The following is a 16,646-nucleotide window of genomic DNA, read 5'->3' on the forward strand; positions in this document are numbered from 1 at the left end:
GGCAATCATCTCAGCGAATGTCATCGGTGAGCTCGTCACCACACGCCTCCAGCAGGAAGGGCACCATACGTCTGGGAAGTCGAACGATCTTCTCATGGGCCAGGATCGGACTACGAGCCGAAACCTCTGCCAGCTCCGCCGGATCGGTGACTTCCCAGCCCTGAATGACGATCGACCCGTCGCTGTTGTCGATCCACACCGACGGACAGTTGTTACCTCCGGTGTCGGGGTCGATTCCGATGAACCGTAGCGCCATGGCCATCTCCCTTGCCTGGGGTATGCGCGGACTTACGCAGTTGCGAGCTTGACCGGAGATTCCAGCTCAGTCAATGGCATTCTACGGTCCAAAGAAAATTTACTCCGCACCCCAAAGGTCCATCTTGGGAAATATGGGTCACTATCGGATGGATCGCTTATTCGTCAACTGCCGGCAGAGTGCTGACGACCTCACCAAAAACCCATCCGCACATTCGTGCAAGTTCATTGTTTGCCGAGCAAGCCGCCATCTAGCGTCGAATGCGAATGTTTCCAACTCCCCCGACCCTGGATTCCACACGCCATATCTCACGTCGAAAGGAACATCTTGGTCGACCTGCATACTTGATCTGCCCGGCATTGGAGGCGTGTGGTGACGGTGGAAGCGACGTTCGATGACGTGTTCGGCCAGTGCCGCCGTTTCGCGTTGCATCTGGAGATGCGTGACGACTACGGCACCTCCAGTCCGGGATTCGTCGCCTGGCGCGACGGTGTTCCCTTCGACCGCGCTGACTTCGACGCCTCGTGGGTGACGTTGGTCAGTGGCGCGGTCGCTCGGGGGGTGGCCGTACGACGTGCCCGGATCGTGTCGGAACCGGTGAGCGACTACATCCGCTACGAGCACTCGGCCACCCCCTACGCCAACCTCGCCGGAGGCGAGCAGGTGCGCTGGCTCCCCCGGCGACTGGCATCCGACCTGTCCCTTCCCGGCAACGACTTCTGGCTGTTCGACGAACGGCTGATTCGGTTCGGTCACTTCTCGGGAGCCGGCGAGCCCACTGGTCACGAGTTGTGCGACGACCCCGCCGTGATCAAGCTGTGCCTGACGGCGTTCGAGGCCGCCTGGGAACGAGGCGTTGATCACACGGAGTATCGGCCCATCTGACACATGACCGCACGTGTCCCTCTCCCCCTGGTTCAGGTCAAGGGGAGGGGGCGGCCCGCCGCAACTCGCGGCGTACTTTCAGGCCCACATCGACCAGGGCAAACAGTACGAAAAACACAGCCAGCAACTCCGCCCACCGGTTGAGCGGCTCCGCCTGGAAGATGGCGCCCGCGAGTACGAGCCAGGTGAGGACACAGCACATCGCGAACGTCAGGCCGATGTCGACTCGCAGCGTCAGCGACCGCCATCGCCCCTGCACGACCAGGACCACGTAGAGAGCCAGGTGCGCGACCAGTATCCCCAGCAGCAACGGACCGTGATGACTGAGAAAGTTCTCGTCAACGGCGAGAAGCCGATGGATCCTGACCGCCATGCGCTCCCCGAAGAGGGAGTCGACCAGCGCTCCGGCGTTGATCAGCATGGACAGCAGGCAGACGTCCACAATGATCACGAAAATGTAGCCGGCCCGGCTGATCTGATCGCCGTTCTTCCTCCGGGGTGTCCATGTGGCCGCCCCCGACTGGCGCCGCCGCAGCCAGGCCATCACGGCGAAACAAACCACGAGCAGTCCCGGCCACCACAGGAAGCTCAGCCCGAAGAGCCTCAACCACCCCGTCAGCAGGGCGCCTGCCTCCGCCGCCGAACTCACCGGAAATCTCATCAAAACGGGCGTCGACGTGAACAGCCAGAAGAAGCTCATACCGGCTGCGGTCAGCCAGAGGAACCTGCGGGAATCGGCCGGATCGATGATCGTGAAAACCGGCCCGTACCGCGCGGCCACCTCGGCGGGCCGGCCGAAACCTACGAGCAACTCCCGCGTCATCGCCTCGTCGGCGGCCCGTCCCGCGTCCGCGGCCTTGGCCGCGAGTGCGTCCACCAGCAGTGCGCGCAACTCCGATGCCACATCGCGTCGCTTCCGGCGTGGCAGCAACTGAACCACGTCGTCCACGTAGCCATTGATGAACTCGTCAGGGGATATGGCGCTATCCACCCTTCAGGGAGGGGTAATGATGTCGTTTCAGGCCGCGCCAGGCGAGTGTCAGCCACCGATACAAGACCCTCCGCGCTGAACAAATCGTAGCGGTGTGGCGAGCCCGTCGATCAGCCCTCGCGCGCCTCTGCCAGGATCACGGCCGACCAGCGGCCATCTCACCGATATGCCCGCGCCGAAAGCCTCAGTGGCGCCTTTTGCGAGACGTTCAGGCCAACACCGAATCAACGGCCGCTGTGACAATCGCCCCCGCTGTCAGGGGGCGGCGACCTTCTCGCGGAGCGCGGCGTTCCCCACCGACTCACCCGGTCCGCCCCGTATCCCCGTCGGCGGCCCGCCCGATCAGCCGTACATCCCCTCCGCGTAGGAGGGGCCGTAGTAGCGCTCCAGCTCCTCGATCGGGTCCTCCGGTCGTTCCAGTGCCTGGGCGATGCGTGCCCGCGAGGGCAGGGCGTCCGGGTTCCAGCTCTCCGGGCGCCACAGTTCCGAGCGGAGGAACGCCTTGGCGCAGTGGTGGAAGATCTGCTCGATCTCGACCACGATCGCGAGCTGCGGACGGTGTCCCTTGACCACCATCCGGTCGAAGAAGGGGGCCTCGCGCACCAGGCTCACCCTGCCGTTGACGCGCAGGGTGTCGCCGCGACCGGGGACGAAGTAGATCAGGCCGACGTGCGGGTTGCGCAGGATGTTGTGGAATCCGTCCGCCCTGCGGTTGCCGGGCCGTTCGGGGACCGCGATCGTCGAGTCGTCCAGGACCAGCGTGAATCCGGGCGGGTCACCCTTGGGCGAGACGTCACAGCGGCCGTCGGCGTCCGAGGTCGCGACGAGGCAGAACGGCGAGGCGGCCAGCCAGGCCCGGTCCAGCGCGTGCAGGGTCCGCCGCTCCTTCGCGATCACGGCCGGCTTGGGGGTGCCGAGCAGCTCCCGCAACTCCTCCGCGGAGTCGATCGATTCCCAGCCCTGGGTCTCCATGGCCCTCCTTCGATGAGAAAGCACGGAAAACCCATTTCATCATTGCTGTCCCGTATTTCGTGAGGGTGGTCGGAGGGCGGAGCGGGACGAGCGCCGGGGCGGCCCGCCTGGGAGGGGCGCCATGCGTGACCGGTTCGACGGACAACCGTGCGCGTCTCGCCCCCTCTTCCGGATCAGCGATCACCACATCTCGCTGCCAAAACGCGAAAGGTTCTCTAAGATCAAACCCAGACAAATGCTGGATAGTCTGGAGAAAGCGTGGATGATCAGGCTTCGCCGGCCGGGGTCGACCCGAGCGTGCCCAACATCGCCCGGATGTACGACTACTACCTGGACGGCAAGGACAACTTCGCCGCCGACAGGGCAGCGGCCGAGCAGATTCTGAAGCTCTTCCCCGACACTCGCGACTCCGCGCGGGAGAACCGGGCGTTCCTCGCACGCGCCGTACGCCATGTCGTCGAGTCGGGTGTCCAGCAGATCGTGGATCTGGGCTCCGGGCTGCCCACGCGGGGCAACACGCACGAGATCGCGCACGGGATCGCGCCCGACACCCGCGTGGTCTACGTGGACTACGACGCCGTCGTGTGCGCGCACAGCCGGGCGCTCCTGGGGAACGGCGACAACGTCACCGTCGTGCAGGCCGACGTGCGTACCCCGGAGACGCTGCTGGCCGAGCTGCGCGAGCACGTCGACTTCGACCGGCCCGTGGCGTTCCTGCTGCTCGCCATCCTGCACTTCGTCCCGGACGAGAACCCCGACGGCGCGGGCGCGTACCAGATCATCGAGCGGCTGCGCGAGGTGAGCGCGCCGGGCAGCCACCTCGTTCTCAGTCACGCGATCGACGCCCGCCCCGACAGCACGCCGGAGGCGCTGGAGATCTACAAGCGGGCCACCGCGGCGCTGAGCCTGCGCACGCACGCGGAGATCGTCCGCTTCTTCGACGGCTATGAGCTGGCCGAGCCCGGCCTGGTGTTCCCCCAGGACTGGCGCCCCACCGACCCGCCCCTGTTCGGCGAGCGGAAAGCTCCGGTCGGCTACGTCGGAGTGGGCCGCAAGTCCTGACGGTCACGCCCTCCCGTCCCGCGTGACGTGCCGGGCGGGCGAACAGGATTCCGTGCCGCACGGGAGCGTCTCTCGTGCGGCCGTCGGCGGATCGCCCTGCTCTCGGACGATGACCGGTCAGGCTTTGCGGCCGACTCCGCCGAACGCGTCCACCTCGTGCGGCGAACCCCATGTGCTGTGCTCGGGACGCCACCGCGACACCGACACCACGCCGGGGTCCAGCACTTCCAGACCCTCGAAGAACTGGGCGATCTGCTCGGGGGTCCGCAGCCGGTAGTCGTAGGCGCGGCCCTCCTCCACGAGCTGCTCCACCTCCTTGGCCGCGTCCGGGATCACCACGTTCGTACCGTCCTCGAACACCAGGTAGCTCCCCGAGGGCAGCGCGTCCATGAACCGGCGGACAAGAGCCCGCGCCTCGTCGTTGTCGTAGACGGTGCCCATCACCCCGAACAGCATCAACGCGATCGGCTGGGTGAAGTCCAGGGTGTCGGCCGCGGCCCGCAGGATCGCCTCCGGATCGCGGGCGTCGGCCTCGATGTAGGCGCACTCCCCCTCGGGGCTGCTGGAGAGCAGCGCCTGGGCGTGCGTGAGCACCAGCGGGTCGTTGTCGACATAGACGATCCGGCACGTCGGGTCCGCCCGCTGCGCGACGTCGTGGGTGTGCTCAAGGGTGGGAAGCCCGGTGCCGACATCGAGGAACTGCCGGATTCCGGCCTCGTTCACCAGGAAGCGAACGGCACGGCCCTGGAACGCGCGCGCCTGCCGCACGACGCTCTCCATCTGCGGATAGCTCTGGAGGATGTACTCCGCGGCGATCCTGTCGGCCTCGTAGTTGTTCTTGCCGCCGCCCAGGTAATCCCACACCCGGGCCTGGTGCGGCACGTTGGGATTGATGCCGGAGATATCGGTCATGGCGTTCTCTTCTGTTGTGATCAATTTCTGCACAACATAAGGGGTTCGCCGGTATGGTGCGTCCGCTTCGCCGGATGCTTTCATCCAGATTCGCCCTCGGCGTGACGAACGGACGCCCACGGACCGCGCCTCCGGGCCTGACACGCCCGCGCGCGTGGCCGTACCACCGTACGGCCACACGGTAGGGCACCGAGAGGCGGCGACCGCCGTGGGGAGGCGGACACCCCTCACGACGATCGCCGGCCTCGGAGGCGACAGGGCTGCCGGCTCAGGAACCGGAGGTGAGCAGCGGCAGCCTTTGTACCCCGGTCATGCTCGGGCTCGGGATGAACCGCGGCGGGTCGTCCGGATCGGTGCGCAGGTGAGGAAAGCGGTCGAGCAGGATGTTGAGCGCGACCTTGCCCTCCAGGCGTGCCAGCGGCGCGCCGATGCAGAAGTGAATGCCCCTGCCGAAGCCGAGGTGGGGGTTGGGGACGCGGGAGGGGTCGAACACGTCGGGGTCGGCGAACTCCCTCGGGTCGCGGTTCGCCGCCGCGACCCACACCATGAGCAGCCGGTCGGCGGGAACGTGCTGCCCGCCGAGCTCGACGTCGGTGTTGGTGACCCGGCCGAGGGTGGCGAACGGGCTGAAGAAGCGCAGGGACTCCTCGATCACGGCGGGGATCGTCGACCGGTCCTCGCGGGTCCTGGCGAGCTGCCCGGGATGGGCGTCCAGGCACAGCACCGTGTTGCCCAGCAGCATGGTCGTGGTGATGTGCCCGGCCACGAGCAGGATGTTCGCGAAGTTCACCACCTCGGCCTGGGTGAGACGCTCGCCGTCGACCTCGGCCTCGACGAGTTTGGTGAGGAGGTCGGCGCGCGGGTGGCGCCTGCGGTCGTTGGCGTGCTCGCCGATGTAGTCGGCGAGGTGCTTGAACTGCTCCATGGCGACCGCCATGCTGTGCTCCTGCTCCTCGCTCTGGTTGACGAGGGAGAACTGCTGGGTGTTCTCGAACATCCTGTCCACCCACTGCTTGAACAGGTGGCGGTCGCTGCCGGGCACCCCCAGGAGCTCCGCGATGACGATGACCGGCAGCGGGTAGGCGAGGTCGGTCACCAGCTCCAGGCGGTCCGGGTCGGCCACCTCGTCGAGCAGCTCGCGGGTCAGCTCGGCGATCCGCGGTTCGAGGTCCGCGACGACCTTCGGGGTGAAGGCGTGGCTGACGAGCTTGCGCAGCTTGCCGTGCGTGGGCGGGTCCATCTGCGTCAGCATGCCCTCGCTGCTCATCTCGAGGCTGGGCAGCACACGGGCGGTGTCGGAGGAGAACGTCTTGGGGTCGCCGAGGATCCGCAGCGCCTCGGGGTAACCGAAGACGTTCCACATCCCGGTGGCGGCGTCGAAGCTCACCGGCTGGTCCGGATGCCGTCCGCGCAGCCAGAAGTGCCCCTCGTGCAGGCCCCATGTGTCGGCGATGGTGGTCATGGTTTGCCTTTCTCGTCGGGACGGGTCCGGGATCAGCCGGGCTCGTGCGTGCGTTCGTACTCGTAGATCCAGGTGCGGTAGGGCGGGATCAGGGCCTCGAAGACGGCGATGACCTCCGAGGCGGCCTTGGCCAGCTCCTCGGGATCCGGCGGCTCGGGCGGTTCGAAGGCGTTTTTGACGATGAACGAGATCGACTCGGCCTTGGCCCGCGTGTCCACCTCGATGCCCATCAGGTCCGCGGCGTTGTTGAGGTGGAACCCCGTCATCATCGCGCTCAGCGTGTACGACAGGTTCGGCACGTCGTCGCGGAGCAGGCCGTGCCGGATCATCAGGTCGTAGAACCGCTCGGAGGCGAGCAGCTCCTGGCTGTGCAGGAAGGCGTCGGCGAACCTGCTCTGCCTCCGCTGCAGGTACGCCTCGGACAGCGCCCGCAGCACCGACCTGTCGCCCACCATGAGGAAGGACTCCGACACGAAACGGTGCGGCAGCAGCATCGCCGGATCCCGGCGCAGTCCGTCGAGGAGCTTCTCGACGTACGAGATGGACTCGCGTAGCAGCACGGCCTCGAACAGCTGCTGCTTGGTGCGCCAGTGCAGGTAGACCGTGCCCTTGCCGATGCCAGCGAGCTGGGCGATGTCCTCGATCGTCACCTTCCGGTAGCCGAGGCGCACGAGCAGCTCGGCCGCCGCGTCGAGGATCCGGTCGGCGCGACCGTCGGCCTGCCCTGCTCGCTCCGCCATCCGGCACCTCTCACCCTGATCACTCTGACTTCGTGACCAATTATGAAATCTGGTCAACAAGTCAGAGAGTAGACCTCCCTCCGAGCGCGGGCAACCCCTTCACGCCGGTGTGTCTACTTCCCGGTATGGGTGAGGGCGTCCGCCCCGCCAGGCACGACGGGCTCTCGCCTGGACGGGGCAAGCAGGGCCCACACCGCGACCGCGGCGACGGCGCAGAGGGCCGCCACGAACCACAGCGCGATGTGCCAGGCGTCGGTGAACTGCGTGGCGTGAAGGGAGCGGCCGGGGCCGGTGAGGTCGCCCGCGGCGACCCGTGCCGCGGGCCCGACGGCCCCGATCCTGGCCTGGAGCAGGTTGATGAGGGCGGTGCCGAACAGGGTGATGACCAGCGTGGCACCCCCGGCTCGGACGGTGTTGAGGAAACCGGCGGCCATGCCGAGCCGGTCCGGTTCCACCTGGTTCATGGCCTGGGCGTCGGTGGTACCGACCACCAGTCCCATGCCGGTCCCGATCGCCACCAGCGGGCCCAGCAGCCCGAGGGCGTCGATGCCGGGGTGCAGGACGGTGAGCCAGGCGTTGCCCGCCGCGATCATCAGCAGGCTGACGGTGATGAGGGTACGGGCCGGGACGCCGCGATTGATCAGCTGGGCTCCGACCTGGGGCATGAGCAGGACCGGCGCGGTCAGCATCAGCATGGTGAGCCCCGCGGCCTGAGCCGAGGCACCGTTCACGCCCTGGAGATAGGTGGGCAGGAACGTCGTCACCCCGGCGGGCCCGGCCGCGACGAAGAGGCAGGCCAGGCACCAGGCCATGAACCGCCGGTCGCGGAGCATGGTCAGGTCCAGCACCGGGTGCGGGCTGCGGTGCTCGATCATCGTGAACACCACCAGCGAGACCAGTCCGGCGGCGACGGGCGCGAGCACGAGCACGCTCCCCCACCCGGCCTCGGAGGCCTGGTTGAAGCCGAACATCACCAGCGCGAGCGCGGCGATGAGGGTGACGGCGCCGGGCAGGTCGATCCGGGGCCGCGTCGCCGCCCGCGATTCGGTCATGAAGACCGTACCGGCCCAGATGAGCACGCCCACGACGGCGAAGGCGGCGAAGGTGGCGCGCCAGCCGAGCGATCCCACCAGCCAGCCGGACAGGGTCGGGCCGATCGCCATTCCCGCGCCGGCGGTGGTGCCCATCGCCGCGAACGCCCGGGTGCGCGCGGGACCGGTGAAGGTGGCGCCCAGGATGGCGCCCCCGCAGGCCATCACCCCGGCGGCGCCCACACCCGACAGCGTCCGCGCCGCGTCCAGCAGCAGGATGTCGGACGCGATCGCACTCGTCAGGGCCCCGGCCGTGTAGACGGCGGCACCGGCGGCGAAGACGCGGCGGCGGCCGAACAGGTCACCCAGCGAGCCGGCCACCAGCATCGTGGACGAGGCGGTCAGGAAGTAGCCGATGACCACCCACTGCAGGGACGCGCCCGAGGCGTTCAGGTCGGCGCCGATCCGCGGCAGCGCGACGCTCGTACCGGACATCAGCATCGGGAGGGTGAGGAAACCCAGTAGCACCGCCGCCAGCGTCACCCCCGGACGCCCCCGGCGGGTCGATCCCTGCCCCCTCACCGGCCTTCGAGCCCGTCGTCGAGACTGTGGCCGCCGAGGTTCGTCGCCCCGAGGAGTGGTTCGGAGATCCTCGGCCCGGTCTGGCCCGGCAGTCGGTGGCGCATTCGTCGTCCCTCGTCGTCCCTCGTCATCCCTCGTCATCACGGTTCGGATCGGCCATGCCATCGCGTCGTCAAAGACAGTCGGCGGAGACGGTCAGCGGAGATAGCCGTGCAGGAAGGCGCGGACACCGGAGGTGACCATCTCGTCGATCTCCCGCTCTTCGAGGACGGCGCCCTGGTAGGACGGGTTGGCGACCGAGATCAGCAGCATGAAGTGGATGGCCGCCCGATCGGGGTCGTCGACGCGGAGCAGTCCCCGATCGGCCAGCTGTCGCATGCGGTCGGCGAGCTCGCGGCGGACCCGCAGCGGCCCGGTCTCCTGCCACGCGTCGATCGCGGCCCGCGGGATGTGTCCCGACTCGGCGTTGATCTGCCGGACCAGGGCGAAGTGCTCGGCGTACTCGCCGGTCGTCGGCGTCGCGAAGGCCTGGGCGAACTCGACGAGGTCGGGTTCCAGGTCGGTGACCTTGCGCAGGTAGCGGTCGATGATGGCGATCTGGGCGTCGGCGACCCGGGTGGCGCTCTCCTGGATGACGTTCTGGAAAAGCTGCGCCTTGTCCTGGAAGTGGTTGTAGAGGGTGCGCGAGGACACCCCGGCCTCGGCAGAGATCGTGTCGGTGGTCGCGCGGGTGTAGCCGTCGCGCGCGAACACCGTCAGAGCACCGGCCAGGATCGCCCGGCGCTTGTCCGCCAGCCCTCCGCGCGAGCGTGTTCTCGCCGTGTCGCTTCCGGTCACCCTGCACCTCCAAAGGATTACAGCCACTGATTTACCTTTTACACTACAGGCTGTACCTTACCCACAGATGCCTCGCCCGCCAAGGGCGGCCAACTAAAGGAGGAAGGCACATGACCCGGATTGCCATCATCATCGGGAGCACCCGTCCCCGCCGCAGGACGGCGGTCGTGGCCCGGTGGGTCGCCGAGGTGGCCGCACGCCACCCCGCCGCCACGGCCGGTGAGGCGACCTTCGAGGTCGTCGACCTGGCCGAGTACGGGCTGTCGGTGCTGGACGAGCCCACGCCCGCGCTGTTCGGCGAATACCTCAACGCGCACACCACGCGATGGGCCGCGACGATCGACTCGTTCGACGGATTCGTCTTCGTCACCCCCGAGTACAACCACGCCGTCCCCGCCGCACTGAAGAACGCGATCGACTTCCTGTTCGCGGAGTGGAACAACAAGGCGGCGGGGTTCGTCAGCCACGGGGTGCACGGCGGCGTCCGTGCCGTGGAGCACCTTCGGCTGACGATGACCGAACTCCAGGTCGCCAACGTACGCACCCAGGTCGCACTGTCGGCGTTCACCGACTTCGAGATCACCGACCCGGCCGATCCCGGCGTGATCGCGCCGGATGAGCACCAGGAGCCGACCCTGATCGAGATGCTGGACGAGGTCATCGCGTGGTCGCGGGCACTCAAGCCGCTGCGCGACGCCACGGCGGGCAGCGAAGCGGTCGCGGTGCCCGCCTGACGCGAGGTCCTCTCTGGTCGGTCCCTCGCGGCACGCGCCGAGGGCGACGGCGCCCGGCCCAGCGGTACGCGGCGTTTCAGCCGAGGGCGGGGACCGACCCGACGAGGGTGACAAGGCCGCGCTCGTCGAGGAGGTTGACGGGGCGGACCGTCTCGTTGAGCAGGACATAGTGGAAGGCCGCGCTCACCCGATCCAGGGGGACGGAGGCCAGGTGGGACCAGGCCGGCCGGTAGGCGGCGAGCTGGACCGAGGGGCACCCCGTAACCCCGTCAGGAAGCGCCCGCCGATCCACGACACGCTCGCCGGTTGCGGCAATCCCCCACACACCAGCGCCCGTCACTCAAAGTAGCATCATGAAAGCTCAGAGTCGCAACGGGGCTATCTCGCCTGAGAAAACAGAACCCGATATACCACGTCGTGTCGTACTGCTGATCGGGCAGTTGAGAGTGGGCGGCACCGAGAAGCAGATCTTCCTCCTGGCCACGGGCCTGGCCCGCAGCGGTGTGAAGGTCGACGTGGTGACGTTGCACTCGGACGGCCCATACCGTGACGCACTGGAACTCGAGGGCATCCCGGTGCACAACGCGGAGTTCATCGGGTTGTCGACGGGGCCGCTGGCCCTTCCGCGCAACCTGCTCGCGGCGGCGCACCTGGTCAGGTTGATGCGGCGGCTCAGGCCGGACGTGCTGCACGCCTTTCTCTACCACGCCTATGTGGTCGGCGCGCCGATCGCCTGGCTGGCCGGGGTTCCCGTCATCGTGGCGGGGCGGCGCAGCCTGAGTGTCTTCAAACGGGTCCGGTACGGGAGCCACACGCTGGAGCGCGTCGCCACCCGGCTGACGCGGCACGTGGTGGCCAACGCCGTGGCCGTGGCGGAGGACGCCAGAAGGGTGGAGGGTCTCACCCCGGAGAAGATCAGCGTGATCTACAACGGCCTGCCGGAGTCGGCCTTCCTGCCCGCCGTGCCCGCGTCGATCGTCACCGACCTGCCGGTCGTGTGCTGTGTGGCCAGTTTGAGGGCGCACAAGGGGCACCGCTGCCTCGTCGAGGCCGTGGCGTTGCTGGCCGCCCGGGGCACGCCGTGCACGCTGGTGCTCGCGGGCGAGGGACCCGAGCGTGACGCCCTGGCGCGGCAGGCCGCGAGCCTGGGCGTGGACCTGCGCCTTCTGGGCCTTCGCCGGGACATCGAGGCCTTGATGCGCCGGGCGTCGGTGGTGGTGCTCGCCTCGCTCCACGAGGGGATGAGCAACGCGGTCATGGAGGCGATGGCGGCGGGTAAACCAATCGTCGCCACCGCGGTGGGCGGGACCTGCGAGCTGCTGAACGGGCGCGGGCTGCTGATTCCCCCGCAGGACCCTCAGGCGCTGGCCGAGTCCCTGGAGCGCGTGTTGCGCGACCCTGGCCTGGGGGTGTCCCTCGGCGGTGCCGCGCGCGCCTGGGCGCTGGACAACCTCGATGTGGACTCCATGATCGACAGGCATCTGGCGCTGTACCGGCATCTGCTGGAGGAGCGATGTGCGCGATAGCCGGCGCCGTCTGCCCGGCCGGAGTGGATCCGGACACGGTCCGCGACATGTGCGAGACGATCGCGCACCGCGGCCCCGACGGCGCCGGCCTGCACGTGGAGCACTCGGCCGTGCTCGGGACGCGCCGTCTGGCCGTCGTCGACGTGGCCGGTGGCGACCAGCCCGTCTACAGCGAGGACGGTCACGTCGTCGCGGTGTTCAACGGCGAGATCTACAACTTCGCCGAGTTGCGGGCCGAGTTGCTGGCCAAAGGACACCGTCTGACCACGAGCGGCGACTCCGAGTGCCTGGTCCACCTGTACGAGGAGTACGGCGATGCCCTGGTGCACCGGCTGCGTGGCATGTTCGCCTTCGCCGTGTGGGACGGGCGCAGGCGCAGGTTGCTGCTGGCTCGTGACCGGGTGGGCAAGAAGCCGCTGTACTGGGGGATGCGGTCCGGCTCGCTGCGTTTCGCCTCCGAGCTGAAGGCGCTGGTCCGTGACCCGCGCTGGCGCGGCGAGATCGACCCGATCGCCCTGCACCACTATCTGACGTTCCAGTACGTGCCGGCGCCCTGGTCGATCTTCGAGGGCATCGGCAAGCTCCCGCCGGGCTCGACCCTGGTGTGGCAGGAAGGCCGGGTACGCGTCGACCGCTACTGGCGGCTGGACGCCACCCCCCGCCCGGTCGCCGCCGTCGAGGATGAGGCCGAACGGCTGCGCGAGCTGCTGGTGGAGGCGACCCGGCTGCGGATGGTCGGCGAGCGCCCGATCGGCGCCTTCCTGTCGGGGGGCGTCGACTCCTCCGCGGTCGTCGCGGCGATGGCACGGCAGTCCTCGCGACCGATCCGCACCTTCTGCGTCGGCTTCGAGAAGGCCGCCTTCGACGAGCGCGAGCACGCGCGAGAGGTGGCCGCCCTGTATGGCACCGACCACTCGGAGCTGACCCTTTCCGCTCCTCCGCTGGACGTGTTTCCCGCGCTGGCCTGGCACTTCGACGAGCCGTTCGCCGACTCCTCGGCGATGCCCAGCCTCCTCGTCGCCCGGATGAGCAGCCGGGAGGTGACGGTGGTGCTCACCGGGGACGGCGGGGACGAGTCCTTCGGCGGCTACCGCCGTTACGTGTTGCTGCGGCGGGCCTCCCGGCTGCGGCTGCCGTCGATGACGTCGCCGTTGCTGGGGGCGGCGGGCAAGAGCGTGCAGGCCCTGTCACGCCGAGGGTCGATGCTCCGCAAGGCGGGGTGGGGCATGGAGCTGGCCGGGTTGTCGACCCCTGACCGGTATACACGACTGATGTCCTACTTCACCGAAAAACAGAAGTGGGAGGTCTACACCCCGTGGCAACGTGACCGGGTGGCGGGCGTCCGCAGCGGGGACATCATCGAGCGGGCCTTCGAGGAGTCGTCCGCCGGCTGCGACCTCACCCAGTTCATGGACGTCGACGTCAACACCTATCTGCCCGGCGATCTGCTGGTGAAGACCGACATCAGCACGATGGCCTACTCGATCGAGGCGCGCTCCCCCTTCCTGGACCACGTCCTGATGGAGTGGGCCGCGGGCCTGCCCGGCGAACTGAAGGTCCGCGGCGGGACGACGAAGTACCTCCTCAAGCGCGCCCTGGCGGACTGGCTCCCCGCTCACCTGCTGCGACGCCCGAAGATGGGCTTCGGGGTACCGCTGGCCTCCTGGCTCAGGGCCGGGCTGCGTCCCCTGGCGCACGACCTGCTCACCGACGCCACCGCCCGGGATCGGGGCATCTTCGATCCGCGGGTCGTCGCCCGCCTGCTCGCCCAGCACGCCGCCGGCCGGGACCACTCCGAGCGCATCTGGGCTCTGCTGCAGTTCGAGCTCTGGCACCGGACCCATCTGCCCGCGCGGCCGGACATGGATCGCCGTTTACGATCGTGGCTCACGTGAGCGCCCCGGCCGCGGCGGGGCGCCGGGACGCGACCGCCACCCGCCTGGCCCACCTGCTCCTGACCCGCCTGACGCTCGCCGTGGCCGGAGGCCTCACCAGCGTCGTCGTGGCCCGCGCCCTGGGGCCGGGCGACCGCGGCGCCTACTGGGTGATCGTCACCGTCGCGACCACGGCGGCGGCGATGGGAAACCTGTCGGTGGAGAAGTCACAGACGGCCCTGTGGACGCGGGAGGACAACCGGCCGGCGATCGCGGCGAACGCCCTGTGGCTGGGGCTCGCCGCGGGCGCGGCGGCGGCGGGGGTCTCGTTCTTCGCGACCGTGCTCCTTCCCGGCGCCCCGGCGGACCGCTCCGCGCTGATCTGGGGGCTGGCCGCGGTGCCCGTCATGATGGCGATCGTCTACGTCAACAACGTGCACGTCCTGCGCGCCCGCACCGGGGTCGTCAACCGGGGCTCGCTGGCCGGAGCCGCCCTCCAGTGCTTCGCCCTGGTGGCTCTGGGAATTCCCGGGTGGCTCACCGTCGAGGGGGTAGTGATCATCTGGACCCTCTCCGTCGTGGTGAACCTGCTGCTCCTGCTGCCGTCCCTGCCCGTGTGCCGGCCACGCGAGAGGCGGCTGATCGCCCGCACGCTGTCGTGCGGGCTGCGCCATCACCCGGGCTACGTCTGTCATTTCCTGCTGCTGCGGCTCGACATCCTGATCCTGAACGCCATGAGCACGCCCGCCGCGGTGGGGATCTACTCCATGGCGGTGACACCGGCCGAGCTCCTGCGGGCCGTGACCGGCACGGTGGTCCAGGTCGCCCTGCCTCGCCAGATGGAGTCGAGTCAGGAGACGGCCGCGGCGTACACGGCACGGACGATCCGGATCACCGCCGTCCTCGCCACCACGTCGGTCGTCCTTTTCTGCCTGACGGGACCGTTCCTGGTGGTCGCCGCGGCCGGCCCGGCCTTCGCGGGATGCGTCGTCCCGATGCTGGTGCTCGCACCGGGCGTGGCGGCCGCCGCGTCGGCGGCCCCGGCCGCGGCCTATCTGCTCCGCCTCGACCTGCCGGTCCGCACCTCGCTGATGTACGGCGCGGCGCTGCTGACGAACCTCGCCCTGAACGCCCTGCTGATCCCCCGGACGGGCGTCGTGGGGTGTGCCCTGGCGTCCACGATCGCCTACACGGCCCTCGCCGCGACCCAGGTGAGCTGGTTCGCGCGATCAGCCGGAGTGCCCCTGAGACGGTTGGTCCCGGGTGCCGCCGAGGTGCGCGAGATCGCCCGCCGGGTCCTCGGGCTCCTGCGCGCCGGCTGACCCGCCCGGCCGCCGGAGCAGGTACTCGTTGCAGCCGAGTCCGCCCGCGCACGTCTTGAGGAGCAGGAGGCTGAGACCGTGCGCGTGGGCGCGGGCGAGGACCTGCTCGGGCCTGGAGACCTCGAACGGGTAACCACCCACCCAGTCGAGCATGTCGTGCCAGCGCGACATGCCCCGCGGCCGGACCGGCGCGAGACGCGCTTGGCCTTGGAGCAGCCGCGCGACGGTGACCAGGGGCCAGGCCCGGTAGATGTAGGCCGAGCTTCCGGCGATCAGGGCGCCGCGGGTCACCGGTCCCGACCGGTTGTAGCGCCGCTTCACGGCGGTCCACATCCGGCTCTGCCTGCCCTGGTCGTTGTAGAGCGAGACGAACAGCAGCCCGCCGGGGGTGACGAGCCCGACGGCGGCGTCGAAGGCCCGCCACATGGCCCCGGTGTGGTGCAGCACTCCCCAGGCGTACACCACGTCGAAGGTCCCCAGCCGCGCGAGATGGCCGGCGTCCAGGATCGACCCCCGTTCGATCGTCCAGGAGGCGTCGGGAGCGAAGGCGTGCCGCAGCCGCACCGCGGACTCCACCGCCTCGGCGTCGACGTCGAAGGAGTGCACGCGGGCTCCGAGGCGATGCGCGGCGAGTGAGAAAAGGCCACTGCCGCAGCCCACGTCGAGGAAGGTACGCCCGGCGAGATCCTCGACGCCCAGGGTCGCCCGCAGCGAGTCGATCGCGCTCCGGACGCGTCCTTCGTCGACAAGGTCGACGAAGGACTTCCAGTTACGGCCGAAGGCGAACCTCTCACCCCGCCGCACCTGCAGAAGATTGCTGTCCATTGTTGTCTCCCGTCATGTTCCGTGCGTCGTGCGCGGCGCTGTCCGGTGAGCCGTCACGCGTGCCGCTTCGAGATGTCGCGTTCCGAGCAGCGTCCCCAGGCAGACCCAGAACTGCGTACTGGCCATCAGGTTCGACAGCGTGTTGCCGAACAGCAGCACGACCGCGTAAGCCGTGACCACCCCGGCCAGGATGTGCTCATGCGCGCCCGCGGCCCGCCGGACCGCCCGGCAGATGAGCAGAATCAGCAGCGACGCCGAGACGATGCCCGACTCGGCCGCCAGCCGCAGATAGTCGTTGCGGGTGTTGGCGCAGACGGCCAAGATGATCAGGCCGGTCGTCACCTGCGTCATGTCATGCAGGGCCAGGCGGCCCGTAGCTCCCTGCCCGGCCATGAGCGGGCCGCCGCGCCATGGGTGCCGCACCAGCACGAGCCCGCAGAGCGCGAAGAGCGCCGCGGCCGTCGGCCACGGGCGCCACACCATCGCGGCGACGAGGAAAGGCGTCACGACCATCGCCAGCACGATGACGCCGTTCGGCGAAGGCCGCTTCAGTGACACGATCCCCGCCATCGCAGCCGACACTTCACCACCTCGCCGTTTTGCCCACCCACTCACGTCAATCTCGCCGCAAAGAG

At 69.0% G+C, this 16,646-nt stretch carries 17 protein-coding genes; 6 read left to right on the top strand and 11 right to left on the bottom strand.

The genetic code is table 11. The features are described 5' to 3' along the window. Positions 1-10: 10 nt before the first annotated feature. Positions 11-256 carry a hypothetical protein gene (locus OG587_RS00225; RefSeq protein WP_329085686.1) on the bottom strand — a complete coding sequence of 82 codons (246 nt, stop codon included), beginning with the start codon at positions 254-256 and terminating at the stop codon, positions 11-13. 372 nt (positions 257-628) lie between these two features. On the opposite strand from OG587_RS00225, the gene OG587_RS00230 reads away from it, so the two are divergent. Then, entirely contained in the window at positions 629-1,141 is a 513-nt protein-coding gene (locus OG587_RS00230) for a DUF6879 family protein (RefSeq protein ID WP_329085687.1), read from the top strand. Positions 1,142-1,178: 37 nt separating this feature from the next. Here the strand turns inward: OG587_RS00230 and OG587_RS00235 are convergent, their stop codons facing one another. Both OG587_RS00235 and OG587_RS00240 read right to left on the bottom strand, forming a co-directional pair. Beyond that, positions 1,179-2,090 (bottom strand): hypothetical protein, encoded by a 912-nt coding sequence (locus OG587_RS00235; RefSeq protein ID WP_329085688.1) that lies wholly within the window; start codon positions 2,088-2,090, stop codon positions 1,179-1,181. Between the two features lie 384 nt (positions 2,091-2,474). Further along, entirely contained in the window at positions 2,475-3,104 is a 630-nt protein-coding gene (locus OG587_RS00240) for a pyridoxamine 5'-phosphate oxidase family protein (protein ID WP_329085690.1), read from the bottom strand. 258 nt (positions 3,105-3,362) lie between these two features. On the opposite strand from OG587_RS00240, the gene OG587_RS00245 reads away from it, so the two are divergent. After that, entirely contained in the window at positions 3,363-4,166 is an 804-nt protein-coding gene (locus tag OG587_RS00245) for an SAM-dependent methyltransferase (protein WP_329085692.1), read from the top strand. Positions 4,167-4,283: 117 nt separating this feature from the next. Here the strand turns inward: OG587_RS00245 and OG587_RS00250 are convergent, their stop codons facing one another. From OG587_RS00250 to OG587_RS00270, 5 genes are all read right to left on the bottom strand, one after another. Continuing rightward, positions 4,284-5,078, bottom strand: a complete 795-nt coding sequence (locus OG587_RS00250) for an SAM-dependent methyltransferase (protein ID WP_329085694.1) — start codon at positions 5,076-5,078, stop codon at positions 4,284-4,286. A 268-nt stretch (positions 5,079-5,346) separates the two neighbouring features. Next, positions 5,347-6,540 (bottom strand): cytochrome P450, encoded by a 1,194-nt coding sequence (locus OG587_RS00255; RefSeq protein WP_329085696.1) that lies wholly within the window; start codon positions 6,538-6,540, stop codon positions 5,347-5,349. A 32-nt stretch (positions 6,541-6,572) separates the two neighbouring features. Beyond that, on the bottom strand, positions 6,573-7,280 hold the full coding sequence (locus OG587_RS00260) for a TetR/AcrR family transcriptional regulator (protein ID WP_329085699.1): 708 nt from the start codon (positions 7,278-7,280) through the stop codon (positions 6,573-6,575). 113 nt (positions 7,281-7,393) lie between these two features. Next, entirely contained in the window at positions 7,394-8,839 is a 1,446-nt protein-coding gene (locus OG587_RS00265; RefSeq protein ID WP_329085701.1) for an MFS transporter, read from the bottom strand. Between the two features lie 249 nt (positions 8,840-9,088). Continuing rightward, positions 9,089-9,730 (bottom strand): TetR/AcrR family transcriptional regulator, encoded by a 642-nt coding sequence (locus tag OG587_RS00270; protein ID WP_329085702.1) that lies wholly within the window; start codon positions 9,728-9,730, stop codon positions 9,089-9,091. 110 nt (positions 9,731-9,840) lie between these two features. On the opposite strand from OG587_RS00270, the gene OG587_RS00275 reads away from it, so the two are divergent. Continuing rightward, entirely contained in the window at positions 9,841-10,464 is a 624-nt protein-coding gene (locus tag OG587_RS00275) for an NADPH-dependent FMN reductase (protein ID WP_329085703.1), read from the top strand. Positions 10,465-10,540: 76 nt separating this feature from the next. On the opposite strand, the gene OG587_RS00280 is transcribed toward OG587_RS00275, so the two are convergent. Next, a complete protein-coding gene (locus tag OG587_RS00280) occupies positions 10,541-10,756 on the bottom strand; it encodes a hypothetical protein (protein ID WP_329085705.1) in 216 nt (71 codons plus the stop codon). Positions 10,757-10,910: 154 nt separating this feature from the next. On the opposite strand from OG587_RS00280, the gene OG587_RS00285 reads away from it, so the two are divergent. From OG587_RS00285 to OG587_RS00295, 3 genes are read left to right on the top strand one after another with little or no spacing between them, the layout of a single operon-like run. Next, positions 10,911-11,990, top strand: a complete 1,080-nt coding sequence (locus tag OG587_RS00285) for a glycosyltransferase (protein WP_329085707.1) — start codon at positions 10,911-10,913, stop codon at positions 11,988-11,990. Then, entirely contained in the window at positions 11,978-13,885 is a 1,908-nt protein-coding gene (gene asnB, locus OG587_RS00290) for an asparagine synthase (glutamine-hydrolyzing) (RefSeq protein ID WP_329085708.1), read from the top strand. Before OG587_RS00285 ends, asnB begins: the two co-directional genes overlap by 13 nt. Next, positions 13,882-15,186, top strand: coding sequence for a lipopolysaccharide biosynthesis protein (locus tag OG587_RS00295; protein ID WP_329085710.1), 1,305 nt, complete (start codon positions 13,882-13,884; stop codon positions 15,184-15,186). Before asnB ends, OG587_RS00295 begins: the two co-directional genes overlap by 4 nt. Here OG587_RS00295 and OG587_RS00300 read toward each other — a convergent pair. Beyond that, on the bottom strand, positions 15,094-16,011 hold the full coding sequence (locus OG587_RS00300) for a class I SAM-dependent methyltransferase (RefSeq protein ID WP_329085711.1): 918 nt from the start codon (positions 16,009-16,011) through the stop codon (positions 15,094-15,096). The genes OG587_RS00295 and OG587_RS00300 overlap by 93 nt on opposite strands. Before the next feature lie 12 nt (positions 16,012-16,023). Continuing rightward, positions 16,024-16,593: a hypothetical protein gene (locus tag OG587_RS00305; RefSeq protein WP_329085713.1), complete on the bottom strand. Its 570-nt coding sequence runs from the start codon at positions 16,591-16,593 to the stop codon at positions 16,024-16,026. Positions 16,594-16,646 lie beyond the last annotated feature (53 nt).

Origin of the sequence: Streptosporangium sp. NBC_01469 (assembly GCF_036227305.1) — a bacterium.
Lineage (GTDB): Bacteria > Actinomycetota > Actinomycetes > Streptosporangiales > Streptosporangiaceae > Streptosporangium.